The organism is Gelidibacter sp. (assembly GCF_035515035.1).
Lineage (GTDB): Bacteria > Bacteroidota > Bacteroidia > Flavobacteriales > Flavobacteriaceae > Gelidibacter.
This window is the reverse complement of record NZ_DATJCA010000144.1, coordinates 1-12,792: the sequence shown is the minus strand read 5'-3', so window position 1 is coordinate 12,792 and position 12,792 is coordinate 1. Positions and strand designations below refer to the sequence as shown.

General features: G+C 40.4%; 10 protein-coding genes. 5 read left to right on the top strand and 5 right to left on the bottom strand.

Features of this window, described 5'->3' with window-relative positions; translation table 11 throughout:
• Positions 1-48 precede the first annotated feature (48 nt).
• Positions 49-570 carry a hypothetical protein gene (locus VLZ86_RS11520; RefSeq protein WP_325451454.1) on the top strand — a complete coding sequence of 174 codons (522 nt, stop codon included), beginning with the start codon at positions 49-51 and terminating at the stop codon, positions 568-570.
• A 320-nt stretch (positions 571-890) separates the two neighbouring features.
• Here VLZ86_RS11520 and VLZ86_RS11515 read toward each other — a convergent pair whose 3' ends face one another.
• From VLZ86_RS11515 to VLZ86_RS11505, 3 genes are all read right to left on the bottom strand, one after another.
• Positions 891-1,610 carry a hypothetical protein gene (locus VLZ86_RS11515; protein WP_325451452.1) on the bottom strand — a complete coding sequence of 240 codons (720 nt, stop codon included), beginning with the start codon at positions 1,608-1,610 and terminating at the stop codon, positions 891-893.
• 252 nt (positions 1,611-1,862) lie between these two features.
• On the bottom strand, positions 1,863-5,135 hold the full coding sequence (locus VLZ86_RS11510) for a S41 family peptidase (protein WP_325451450.1): 3,273 nt from the start codon (positions 5,133-5,135) through the stop codon (positions 1,863-1,865).
• A gap of 62 nt (positions 5,136-5,197) precedes the next feature.
• Positions 5,198-5,803 (bottom strand): acyl carrier protein phosphodiesterase, encoded by a 606-nt coding sequence (locus VLZ86_RS11505; protein WP_325451448.1) that lies wholly within the window; start codon positions 5,801-5,803, stop codon positions 5,198-5,200.
• A gap of 120 nt (positions 5,804-5,923) precedes the next feature.
• Between VLZ86_RS11505 and glmM the strand changes: the two genes are divergently transcribed.
• Both glmM and VLZ86_RS11495 read left to right on the top strand, forming a co-directional pair.
• Positions 5,924-7,312, top strand: coding sequence for a phosphoglucosamine mutase (gene glmM / locus VLZ86_RS11500; protein WP_325451446.1), 1,389 nt, complete (start codon positions 5,924-5,926; stop codon positions 7,310-7,312).
• A gap of 26 nt (positions 7,313-7,338) precedes the next feature.
• Positions 7,339-8,844, top strand: coding sequence for an aminotransferase class V-fold PLP-dependent enzyme (locus VLZ86_RS11495; protein ID WP_325451444.1), 1,506 nt, complete (start codon positions 7,339-7,341; stop codon positions 8,842-8,844).
• Between the two features lie 255 nt (positions 8,845-9,099).
• On the opposite strand, the gene VLZ86_RS11490 is transcribed toward VLZ86_RS11495, so the two are convergent.
• Positions 9,100-9,990, bottom strand: coding sequence for a lysophospholipid acyltransferase family protein (locus VLZ86_RS11490; RefSeq protein WP_325451442.1), 891 nt, complete (start codon positions 9,988-9,990; stop codon positions 9,100-9,102).
• Positions 9,991-10,053: 63 nt separating this feature from the next.
• Between VLZ86_RS11490 and VLZ86_RS11485 the strand changes: the two genes are divergently transcribed.
• Complete coding sequence (locus VLZ86_RS11485; RefSeq protein WP_325451440.1) at positions 10,054-10,704, top strand: rhomboid family intramembrane serine protease; 651 nt, start codon at positions 10,054-10,056, stop codon at positions 10,702-10,704.
• Positions 10,705-10,743: 39 nt separating this feature from the next.
• On the opposite strand, the gene VLZ86_RS11480 is transcribed toward VLZ86_RS11485, so the two are convergent.
• Positions 10,744-11,889, bottom strand: a complete 1,146-nt coding sequence (locus VLZ86_RS11480; protein ID WP_325451438.1) for a TlpA disulfide reductase family protein — start codon at positions 11,887-11,889, stop codon at positions 10,744-10,746.
• Between the two features lie 144 nt (positions 11,890-12,033).
• On the opposite strand from VLZ86_RS11480, the gene mnmE reads away from it, so the two are divergent.
• Positions 12,034-12,792: tRNA uridine-5-carboxymethylaminomethyl(34) synthesis GTPase MnmE (gene mnmE, locus VLZ86_RS11475; RefSeq protein ID WP_325451436.1), on the top strand; the 759-nt coding region annotated here is incomplete at its 3' end.

Below are 12,792 nucleotides of genomic sequence, written 5' to 3'. Positions count from 1 at the left end.
TTGAAACGGATTTATTATTATTGTCATTGAAAACAAAAAACTTATAGTATGCAATTATTAGGAATCAGCTCTAGAATTAATCACCCAGAATTTGGGAAAGGTGTCGTGACCAACGTGACCTCAAAACATTACTGGGTAACGTTTATTGATAGCGGATTGGAAACAATAGATTTGAATAGCGACTTTGAAGTGATTGAAGCCGCCGAAGATGATGTGGATACCATCAGTTTTCATGAAGTGGAAAGTACTTTAAAAGCCATTTTGAAAAAATGGAGTGATGTGAGCGAAGTGGTCAACATTGGCGATAAATGGAAAGGCGGCAAGCTTATAATGCAACCTGGAGATCCCAATTTAAAACCGACAGAAATTCCTATTGATACCTTTTTTCATAAAATCACTATGGTGCGCGACCGACTGCGTGTGATGGAACAAAAAATCAATAGCAGTAAGCTTGAAGAACAGGAAAAAATCGATTTACAGCAGTACATCACCAGAAGCTACGGGAGCTTAACCACATTTAATGTGCTTTTTAAGCTTAAGGATCATAATTTTGTAGGACAGAGAGGGTAGTTGGCAGTTTCAGTCTTCAGTAGACAGTTGACAGTCTCAGGTGCTGGTTTTTTCTAGTTTCTTGTTTTTTGTGTCGTGTTTGCCCGTGGTTTAACTTCTATATTCTACGTTTCAAGTTTCAAGTTTTTCTTGTGATTCAAAGATGAAAAACCTAATTGAGAATAACTAATTATCAATCTTTTTAGGATTTATTTGTGTAACTCTGTGCCTACTTTGTGTTATAGTTTTTGATATAAAAAATTGAAAAAAGAGATTACGTTAAAATCAAACCCAGTTGTGAACATCTGGGAAATATGTTCCTTAAGACTTGAAGAAAAACACTATTTCGTTCCTACCAAATCCGTTATCTCAAACCCAAAGATCATAAACTTATGAAATCTTGGTAATTGTGCACCACTTTCAGTAGTTGTCCAATCGCTCCAGGACGCTTCCAATCCGTTGATAGGTAAAATGTCCACCCACATCTGGAAACTTTGCGGTTTTCCGGAAGCATCAAAATGCCATAAATACGAATCTCCTGGCGTTGTTCCACCCGAGGTGTAAGTGACTAAAAGTGCTTCCGATCCATCTTCCATAGTCACTAATCGCCGTTCAGTTCCAGGATCAAAAACCTTATAAGGTGCCACTAGCCAAAACGAATCGTTATTAAAGTTGGAGACCGCTTTTTCAATGAGTTTTTTAGAAGAATCCTTGTCCACTTTTTGATCGTTCTGATAGACTTCGCTTTTGTACGGATCGTTCAAATCAAGATCTACTCTATAGTTTTTCCAATAGACTTGGCACGTGTTTTCGGCTTTGTTCCATTTATAATGATGGCGTTTATTAAAGGTCCATTCAAGGTGGTTTGTGCTTTCATAAGCGTCGTGATCTAAAGAATTTAACATTTTGGTTGCCAATAATTCGGCAGGTTCGCCTTTTATTCCTGATGGTAAATCTTCATCGTATTTGAAATATAAGAAGCCGAAGAAGAGCAGGGTAGGGAGCGTGAAGAATACAATCACCCCAGCGATTATTTTTAGTACTTTTTTTGGTTTTGCCAATTGATGTGGGTTTTTATTTGCGAAGATAGGTGTTTCACGGCGTTGTGACACAGAGATTCGCTGGGTTGTTACGCAGAGTTTTACAGAGTATTTACGGAATTTCACAGAATTATTACTCAGAGTTTTGCAGACCTGCCTGCCGGCGATGCAGGGGTTTCACAGAACTACGCAGAGTTTTATCTTATGACTATCAGTCATTATTAAACCTCCGTGTAGCTCTGTGTTTCTCCGTGAATCTCTGTGATACAATTCCTAATTTTCTTTTTCGTAACCTGCTGGACGTTTCCATCTTACCGGCGCCGCTGGTTCCGGTTGCATTTTAAATTCTTGTGTTTCCAAAAGTTTTAAAGCTTCTTTGACGCCACGCTCCAATTGTGGGTCCCTTCCGTTCATAGTTAATTTTGGTTCTTGGATGACTTCAATATCCGGGGCGACACCTTCGCCTTCAACCGCCCATTCGCCATTGACATCATAAAATCCCCCACGCGGCGCAACCATGCGTCCGCCATCAATAAAAGGAGGTGTATCCCAGGTGCCCACTAATCCGCCCCAGGTTCTGGTGCCAATCAGCGGTCCGATATTTTTCGCTTTAAACATATAAGGTAGTAAATCGCCTCCCGAACCTGCACGTTCATTGATCAACATGACTTTTGGTCCCCAAATTCCTGCCATTGGCGTCGTCCAAGGTCGGTTATCATTGGTTTTACTATTGAAATATCCAAAAAGTTCGCGAGACATAATATCGATCATATAATCTGCAGCTGATCCGCCACCATTATTTCGCTCGTCAATTATCACACCCTTTTTATCCTGTTGTGAGAAATAATATCTGTTGAAGGATTCAAATCCGCCCTGACTTGTATTTGGAACATAGACATATGCCAATTTGCCATTTGAAAGTTCATCTACCTTCTTACGGTTGCCTTCCACCCAATCCAGATAGCGCAGATTTCTTTCATTCGCCACAGGCTTTACCAAAAATGATTTGGCACCTGTTTTATTCGGTTTACTGTTCACTTCAATCGTGGTTTCTCGATTTGCCGTTTGTTCCAATAAACTGTAAATATTTTCATTTGGACTCACTGTTTTACCATTGATGGAAATAATATAATCGCCTACCTTGACGTGGATTCCCGGCAAACCTAAAGGAGAGTAGGTGTCTGGATTCCAGGTTTCGCCAGTGTAAATTTTACTGATGCGATAGCCATCTGTGGTCCATTCAAAGTCGCAACCCAATAATCCCACTGGCACACGATCAATTTTGGGCATATCACCACCTGACACATAGGAATGTCCAATGGATACTTCGCCGCTCATAATATCGATTACATAGTTCAAATCTGTTCTATGCCTAACGTGGTCAATCCACGGTGCGTACCATTCATAAACCGCATCCCAAGGCGCCCCATGGACGTTATTCACATAGAGGAAATCGCGCATATATCGCCAACCTTCTTTATACATTTGATGGTATTCTTCCTTTGGATCCACTTTTATTTTAAGATCCATTTTTAGCTTTTCATCATCTTTTGGTGGTTTCGAGGTGGCGACTATACTCCAGTTATTGTTTTGTCTGATCAATGTACTTTCACGATCGGCGGAAACGACCATCTCGGAAATATTTTTGGCATAATCAGTCGCTTTTCCATCTTCTAAGCTATAACTGTGTATTTTCTGTCCCTCTTCATTAGGAACAGTCTCTGCAACAAAAACGATATTCTGAGGTCCTTTTATCAATCCGACATAATTAGCTTGTTTAAGTTGAAGAGGTACAATGCGATTGAAAATATTTTCTTTATCGATGACTATTTTTACGACTTCAGCTACGATATCTTTGTCTTTGGAATCATCCTTCTTATTGTCGCCTTTTTTAGCTTCTGTTTTATCGTCCTTCTTCTTGGAATTCTCTTCATCCGTTTTTGGAAGGATTGGCGCATCATCTTTACTGTTTAAAACGATGGCATAAAGTCCACGGGTCACATTTACATCATAAGAACTCATGTCCAGCCAGCCTGAGGTAAGTCCGTAATTGGTGCTTGCCAAAGTGAAAATATATTTTCCAGTAGCATCCCAAATCGGCGTGATCGCATCTGCCATTCCATCTGTAATTTGAATCTTCTCATTGGTTTCTACGTTGTAAACGAAAATTGCCTTAAAATGACTTTCCATTTGTTTGGCGTAGGCAATCCATTTACTATCCGGAGACCAAACGGGATTCATGGAACGATCAGGATGTGCATACCGATCCGTATCTGCCTTAACTGCTTTTTTAGTCTCTAAATTCAGTACCCAAATATTATAACCGGTATCTGTATAGGCAATGTATTGGCCGTCATTGGACCACTCAGGTTTAAAGAAGAAGGTGGCATTGGGCAGGGTAATTTCCTCTTGATTGTTGCCATCTTGATCCGCTACTACCATTTTGTAGTTCCCGCTGGCATCAGAAAACCAGGCTATTTTATCACCTTTGGGAGACCAAACGGGACTGCGGTCTGCTACTCCTGATGAGTTGGTGAGATTTCGCCAAGATCCATGTTCTTTGGGCACCGTAAATATATCTCCGCGATACTCAAAAACAGCGCGCATGCCTTTTGGTGAGATTTGTGGATTGCTAAGTCTGTTAGCGGAAACATCTTCCCAACGCGGTCTGGCGAAATTCAAATCGCCGGTTGCCGTAATGTTCAATTGTTTGGTATCTAAAGTTTCCACATTTAAAAGGTGAAGATACCCTCCTTGTTCATAAACAATTTGATTTTGATTGGCACTTAAGCTTTTGACGTCAAATTTTTTATGAAAGGTGATTTGTTTTTCAGTTTTGGTTTTCGGATCGAAGGACCAGATATTACTGGTGTAATCACGTTCTGATAAATAATAAACCACCCCGTTTAACCATTTCGGATCGAGATGGCGCTCTTTATCCAATTGCGGCGTCGTGATCAAATCTTTAGTTTCCATATCCACAATCCAGATAGGCATGGCTTGTCCGCCGCGATAATTCCGCCATTCAGGATCCCAAGAGGTAATTGGCGTATAGGCGATATATTTTCCATCGGCAGAAATATCGCCATAAGCTGCCCTTTGCAGATCTAAGGCTTCTGGAAAACTATCTTCAATTCCAATAGTATATAATTTTGTGGATGCGGTTGGTTTACCTTCTCTGCCAGAGCGGAACAGGATTTTGTTATCTGTCGTCCATCCTTCAACATAATCGCCATCCGGATGGAAGGTCAGACGCTGTGGCTCACCACCTTCTGAAGGCATGATGTACACATCTGAATTCCCGTCGTATTCTGCGGTAAAAGCGATGGTTTTACCATCTTTGGAAAAATGCGGATTGGATTCGTAACCTTCGCCGCTGGTCAATCGGATTGCTGTGCCACCATTTAAAGGTGCTTTCCATAAATCGTTGGCATAAATAAAAACAACTTCTGTTTTTGAGATGCTGGGCTGTCTCAGCAATTGCGTGCCTTGTGAGAACATTGACTGTGACAGAAACAAGGCGAAGATGATGAGGGATTTTTTCATGATGGACTGGATTAAAAAATATCTTTATAGACGTAAATAAAATAAATAATGAAATTGGCAGGCTATTCCAAACCATACAATTGTTTTAATGAGGCTAATTTTTCTTCTGAGAATAATCGCAGTTCTTCAAAGAAACTAGTGAATTCCTGCTCAAACTCCTGATAGAATTCCTTAAGTTCATCTGTAGCTCTGTCCATTCCTGAAATGTTATTGGTACGCCTGTTCATGCCAATCAGGACATTTTGTATGCCTTCAATTTTCGCATAATTCAACAGCCAATTTCCCGCAATCATATAAGGCACCATTTTTTGGGCGCGAGGGGGTAGAAATTCGGCATGTGTTTTCAAAATTTCGTAAAAATCGTCTACATAAACAGCTAAAGGAATAGGTGAATAGTGCGACCAGTTTTTTGCTAAAAAATGGTCGTATAAAATATCCACAATCACCCCGCTATAATGGCTGTAATTTTCATGCAGGCGCTTGGTACTTAATCTGACGGTGGGATGTGCATCAGTAAACGTGTCGATCTCGCGGTGGAGTCGAATGCCTACTTGAATCTCATCAGGATACTTTTTATAGTGTTTTCCTTTGATGCTATCCGCCATAAAATTTCCAATGGTGATTAATTCGTTGTCTCCTGAGAGGTAAATATGTGCTAAAAAATTCATTGGTCTAATTTACGGAATTGCTTTTTAGTAAATCGAGAGGACCTTGAAAATTTCGATTAGATCATCCTAAAATTTCCAATTTTGTAATTGTATATTTGCTTTTCATTTAAAATTTAAAATATGACACTCATCAAATCAATTTCAGGAATACGGGGCACTATTGGAGGTAAAGTGGGCGATAATTTAACGCCTATTGATGCGGTAAAATTTGCATCAGCTTATGGGATCTGGTTAAAAGAACAACGCAACAAGGAAAATTACCGTGTGGTGGTTGGTCGCGATGCTCGGATTTCTGGTGAAATGATCCAAAATTTAGTGATGAATACCTTGGTAGGCTTGGGCATCCACGTTATTGATTTGGGTTTGTCAACCACGCCAACCGTGGAGGTTGCCGTACCTATGGAACATGCCGATGGGGGGATTATATTAACCGCCAGTCATAATCCAAAACAATGGAACGCCCTTAAATTGCTTGATGCCAAAGGAGAATTTTTAAATGCTGCGCAAGGGGCGCGGATTTTAGAAATTGCCGAAGCCGACCAAATGACCTTCGCAGAGGTAGATGATCTTGGAGAAATTACCAAAAACGAGGCGTATATGGATATTCATATTGATGAAGTTCTAAAAATGCCTTTGGTCAATAAAGAAGCCATTAAAGACGCTAAATTTAAAGTGGTTGTAGATGGCGTCAATTCAAGTGGAGGGATTATTATTCCGTTATTATTGGAACGTTTGGGCGTGCATGCTGTAAAATTGTATTGCGACCCTACTGGTCATTTTCCGCATAACCCAGAACCTTTGAAAGAACATTTACAAGATTTATCAGCGATGGTGGTCAAAGAGAATGCGCATTTTGGAATTGCGGTAGATCCCGATGTGGACCGATTGGCGTTTGTAGATGAAAAAGGTGAGATGTTTGGAGAAGAATATACTTTAGTGGCTTGTGCAGATTATGTGTTGAGCAAAACCCCGGGCAATACAGTAAGCAATATGAGTTCTACAAGAGCTTTGAGGGATGTTACGGAAAAACATGGCGGCAGTTATGAGGCCAGTGCAGTAGGAGAGGTGAACGTGGTGGAATTAATGAAGAAGAATAATGCCATTATTGGGGGTGAAGGAAACGGAGGGATCATTTACCCAGAATTGCACTATGGACGCGATGCGTTAGTTGGTGTGGCTTTGTTTTTGAGTCTGCTGGCAGAAAAAGACATGACCACAAGTGCGCTTAGAGCAACCTATCCTAATTATTATATGGGTAAGAAGAAAATCGATTTGGAAGCAGGGATGGATGTAGATGGGATTTTGAAAGCGATGGAAGAACGTTATAAAAATGAAAAACTGACTACTATTGATGGTGTTAAAATAGATTTTGACAAAAGTTGGGTCCATTTACGCAAGAGTAATACGGAGCCAATTATCAGGATTTATACGGAAGCACTTTCTCAGAATGAAGCCGATGGGCTTGCGGATCAGATCATTTCTGAAATCAAGGCTGTCGCAAATATTTAGTACCTTTGCCTTTTAAATTTAATACCATGATAACCACCGAAATATCCAATAAAAAAACCACCGAACAGGAACGCTACTTCCAACAGTTCAGGCAACATATCATTGGTATTGATCAAGAATTCATGACCCCATATGGTAAACAGAAAATCGTGTATACAGATTGGACGGCATCAGGGCGTTTATATAGACCGATTGAGGAAACATTGATGAATGTCTTTGGGCCCTACGTGGCGAATACCCATACGGAGACTACCGTTTCCGGGACCGCAATGACCAAGGCTTATCATAAGGCAAAACACATTATAAAAGACCATGTAAACAGCAACGACGATGATGTGTTGATTTGCTGCGGCAGTGGCATGACTGAGGCCATTAATAAGTTTCAGCGGATTTTGGGTTTGAAAGTGCCTGAGAACATGAGAAAACATACGATAGTTCCAGATGCCATGAAACCTGTTGTTTTTATTACGCATATGGAACACCATTCCAACCAAACGTCGTGGTTGGAAACCATTGCCAAGGTGGAAGTCATTCCTCCTGGGGAAGATGGTTTGTTCTGCATGGATAATTTTAAAGTGCTTTTGGAACAGTATAAAGAGCGTCCCATTAAAATCGCATCGGTAGTTGGCGGCTCTAATGTTACCGGGATTCAGACCCCTTATCATGAGATTGCGAAAGTGATGCACCAAAATGGCGGGGTGTGTTTTGTTGACTTTGCGTGTTCAGCACCTTATGTTGATATTGATATGCACCCAGAAGATGAAGATGAAGCTTTGGATGCCATTTTCTTTTCACCACACAAATTTATTGGAGGGCCTGGAACTTCTGGCGTTTTGATCTTCAATAAGAAACTGTACAAAAACATGATTCCTGATAGTCCAGGCGGGGGTACCGTAAGTTGGACCAATCCGTGGGGAGAACATAAATACATTGATAATATTGAAGATCGTGAGGATGGCGGTACCCCGGGATTCTTACAGACCATTAAGACAGCCTTGGCCATAAAGTTGAAGGAGCAAATGGGCGTGGCCAACATCTTGGAAGGGGAGCATGAAATCATCGAATATATTTTTACCGAGTTGAATCCTGTTGAAAATATCAATATTCTTGCCGGTCAGCATCAAGATCGCTTGGGAGTGATTTCCTTCTATATTGATGATCTGCACTACAATTTGGGCGTTAAGCTTTTAAATGACCGCTTTGGGATCCAAACCCGTGGTGGTTGTAGTTGTGCAGGAACTTATGGACACTTCTTGCTGCATGTGGATATGGAGACCTCCAATGCGTTGACCCACGAGATTTCTTTAGGCGAATTGACCCGTAAACCTGGTTGGATAAGAATGTCCATACATCCGACCACCACAACAGAGGAAACTATTTATGTTTGTGATAGTTTAAAAGCACTTGCCAAACATCATAAGGCTTGGGCCATGGATTACCAATATATTCCAGCAACCAATGAGTTTGTGCATAAATCTAACCTGTTGGAAGATAAATATGAACTTCCGGTGGATGATTGGTTTGAAATGTGATGGAATGCTGACCTGCCCATCCGTTCAGGTGGGTAACGCAGATGGAGCTGATTTTTACTGATTTTTTGGCGCCATCGCCCATTATGTAACTCGATGAAATGGCTGTTCCAGAATGGTCCAATCGCACGAATTTCAGATTCCCTAAAGCTTTTTCGCGCCATTCATCTGTCAAAGAAACTATGTGATTTTTGCGAAAGTTTGTAAAAAAGGCTATCTGGTAGCCAAAATCTATAAGCAAAGCGGTCTTTAGTCTTTTTAAAGAAATTCCGCAGGAACCTTATCTCTATGTTTCCAACGTCTGTGCGTCCATAGGTAATATTGAGGTGCTTCCCGGATTTGTTTTTCTACTTTTTTGGTGAACATATCGGAGATTTCGTAATTTGGATAATCTTTAGGGTTTAATGCAAGTGTTTCAAACGTCGTCTCGTAATATCCACGTTTTAAGCGTTTTACCCTAAAGAACACTACGGACATATCCAATCGCTTGGCCAACATCTCCGCACCGGTATGGATGGGAACTTTAATGCCCATAAATTCATTCCAGTGAAATGCTCTAGTGAGCATCGGACTTTGGTCGGATACAAAGCCGTTGATGGTCAATTCGCCTTCTAATTTTGATCTGGTTAAAGTGGGAACGGTTTCTTGGGTGGTGATCAAAGTGCTGTCGTATTTAGCGCGAATGCGTTTTACCAGGCGGTCGAAATATTTATTTCCCAAGCGGCTGTATACCGCATAACCTTTGTGCGAAACGTACTTTTGTAAAATGAAAATCCATTCCCAACTTCCGTAATGACCACACATGAGGACGATGCTTCGGTTTTGCTTTCCGAGATCTGTGAGCAGTTCCACATTTGTAAACTTGAAGCGTTCTCTCATCGCTTCCTCAGAAATAGTCAGCGATTTGATGGCTTCCAGCATCATATCACAAAAATGATGGTAAAATTTCTCAGTAATGTCCTTGATTTCAGCTTCTGGTTTCTCTGGAAACACCAACCTTAGATTATCCTGGACCACTTTTTTTCGATAGCCGACAATTTTGTAAATAATGACGTAAAGTCCATCAGAAAAAGCATAAAGCAATCGAAATGGGAGAATTGATATCATCCAAATAAGTGGATAAACTAAGATGTAAACAAGAAATTGCATTTTTTAATATTAGATTTGCACCTGCAAAGATATGCTTTAATATAAATAATACGTTTGGAGTTTATGGGTAATTTAGATTTGGTAACCATTGTAGTAATTGCAGCGAATGTAATTATTTCGTTTAAAGGTTTTAGCGATCGTGGTTTTTTTGAACGCTATAAATTTAACGTTGGCGGAATTAGGCGCGGTGAAAAAATCAGGATTTTCAGTTCTGGTTTTTTGCATGTAGATACAATGCATCTTTTCTTCAATATGTTTACCCTTTACTTTTTTGCTCCGGTAGTGATTCTCTATTTGGGAACTGTCCATTTTTTGATCATTTATATTGCAAGTTTGCTTTTAGGGAATTTATTATCGCTCTATTTCCACAAAGATGAATATCATTACAGTGCTGTAGGCGCTAGTGGTGCGGTTACTGGCGTCCTTTATTCTGCCATTCTATTACAACCAAATATGCAGTTGGGCATTTTATTTATTCCTTTGCCAATACCTGCTTACGTTTTTGGAATCTTGTATCTCATTTATTCCATTTATGGCATGAAGAAACAATTGGGTAATATTGGACATGATGCGCATTTTGGTGGTGCAATTGGTGGCTTTGTGGTCACCTTGATCCTTTACCCTTCGCTTTTTCAAACGGACTTATTGATGGTTGGCTTGCTGGCCATCCCTATTGTGGTGTTGTTTGTGATGCATAAAACGGGAAAATTATAAGTACCGCGTAGGTAATAACACTCTCAATCTTATTCCGTTTTAGTTTAAAAGCTCTCCAATCTTGGCGTCTAGGGCAGCACCTCTCAGGTTTTTGGCAACAATCGTTCCGGTCTCATCTAAGATATAGGTGGCGGGAATAGCATTGATATGGTACAGTTTGGCAATGGGATCATTAAAATAGCTGAGGTTTGAAACGTGGTGCCAAGTTAAATTATCGTCTTTAATCGCTTTTAACCATTTGTCTTTATGCCCAGGTCGGTCCAAAGATACATTGATGATTTCCAATCCCTTATCGTGGTATTTTTGATAAACTTTAACCACGTTTGGGTTTTCTTTTCTGCAAGGGCCACACCATGATGCCCAAAAATCAATAATGGTCGCTTTTCCCCTAATACTGCTCATGGCAAGGATGTTTCCGTCAGGATCCGGTGCGGAAAAATCTGGAGCTATATTGCCAATATTTAAAGCGTTAAACTGCGCCATTTGAAGCTTTTTAGTTTCCAATTGACTGGCGATACGTTTGCCGTATTCTGACGATTTTAATTCGGATGACATGGCGTTGAGCTTTCGTTCAATTTCATCAAGATCCATATTTGGTGATGCCACCAAGGATTCTAACAAAACCAACGAAAAGTAATTATCTGGATGCTCACTAATGAAATGCTGCGGATAGTCTGCCAATTGCTGATTGATATCTTTTATTTCCTTGGCAATACGGGCGTTTTCTGATGGGTTATCTGAGGTTGCAAGCGCTTTATTCTCCTCGAATAAGGCATTGCGCTTATTGCTCAATTCCTTGACATCATGCAGGTACGTGGCTAGGGCATCGTTAGTCTTTGAACCCGTTATGGTGGAACTTCCCAAATTGTTGGGATCTACTGAAATTGAAATTTCTTTAGTTTCAACTAGGATAGGCAAACCTCCATTCAAACTGTTAATGGTCAGATGCCAAAGTTGTGGCGTGGTTATTTCACCTTTAAAAGTGAACTTTCCATCCATGATAATGGCAGAATCTTGAATGATTTCACGTCGTTGATTATCGACAGTTTTTAAATAGGCCCTGACGCCATTATGGATTCCAGGAGCTGTTCCGTTGATGACATAACCGTCCAATTGCGTTTGCGGATCGGATTTACAGGCACTCAATACTATGAAGATTATGAAAACACTAAAGACTCTTTTCATTGGAATGATTTTTTATAGGTGTACAAATATAATAAGATATAACAGACTAGAAAGATTGTAGAGCTCTCATCAAACCTTAAGAAATTTAACATTTACTCTTAAAGATGGCAATTTTACGATATTTTTGCAGGAAAATGAAGCGTTATGATTGCTAATGATACTATTGTTGCCTTGGCCACCGCTTCTGGAAGTGGTGCTATTGCAGTCATCCGACTTTCAGGAAAGGATGCCATTTCTATAGGTTCTCGGTTTTTTAAATCGGTTTCGGGGAAAGACCTATCGGAACAGAAATCGCATACCGTACATTTAGGTCATATTGTTGATGCTCCCAGGGTTATTGATGAGGTTTTGGTGACCATTTTTAAGAACCCCCACTCTTATACCGGTGAAGATGTGATTGAGATCTCTTGCCATGGAAGTTTATATATCCAACAGGAGATCATTCAGTTATTTTTGAAGAATGGCTGCCGTATGGCCAATGCTGGAGAATATACCTTAAGGGCATTTTTAAACGGGAAATTGGATTTGAGCCAAGCCGAAGCCGTAGCCGATTTAATTGCCAGTGACAATGAAGCCTCCCATAAAATTGCCATGCAACAAATGCGAGGTGGGTTTAGCAATGAGATTAAACACCTGCGTGACGAATTACTGAACTTTGCGAGCTTAATAGAACTCGAGCTTGATTTTGCGGAAGAGGACGTTGAATTTGCCAATCGTGATGAGTTTTACAACTTGGTGAACCGGATTATTCATGTACTGAAACGACTGATCGATTCTTTTGCGGTTGGAAATGTGATCAAAAACGGGATCCCGGTAGCTATTGTTGGCGAGCCAAACGTGGGGAAATCGACTTTGTTGAATGCGTTGCTCAATGAAGAGCGTGCCATCGTTTCTGAGATAGCC

Bases quoted from the DNA above. Each gene is read 5' to 3' on its own strand.
- VLZ86_RS11520 (WP_325451454.1), top strand. From the start codon at position 49: ATGCAATTATTAGGAATCAGCTCTAGAATTAATCACCCAGAATTTGGG.
- VLZ86_RS11510 (WP_325451450.1), bottom strand. From the start codon at position 5,135: ATGAAAAAATCCCTCATCATCTTCGCCTTGTTTCTGTCACAGTCAATG.
- VLZ86_RS11505 (WP_325451448.1), bottom strand. From the start codon at position 5,803: ATGAATTTTTTAGCACATATTTACCTCTCAGGAGACAACGAATTAATC.
- glmM (WP_325451446.1), top strand. From the start codon at position 5,924: ATGACACTCATCAAATCAATTTCAGGAATACGGGGCACTATTGGAGGT.
- VLZ86_RS11495 (WP_325451444.1), top strand. From the start codon at position 7,339: ATGATAACCACCGAAATATCCAATAAAAAAACCACCGAACAGGAACGC.
- VLZ86_RS11490 (WP_325451442.1), bottom strand. From the start codon at position 9,990: ATGCAATTTCTTGTTTACATCTTAGTTTATCCACTTATTTGGATGATA.
- VLZ86_RS11485 (WP_325451440.1), top strand. From the start codon at position 10,054: ATGGGTAATTTAGATTTGGTAACCATTGTAGTAATTGCAGCGAATGTA.
- VLZ86_RS11480 (WP_325451438.1), bottom strand. From the start codon at position 11,889: ATGAAAAGAGTCTTTAGTGTTTTCATAATCTTCATAGTATTGAGTGCC.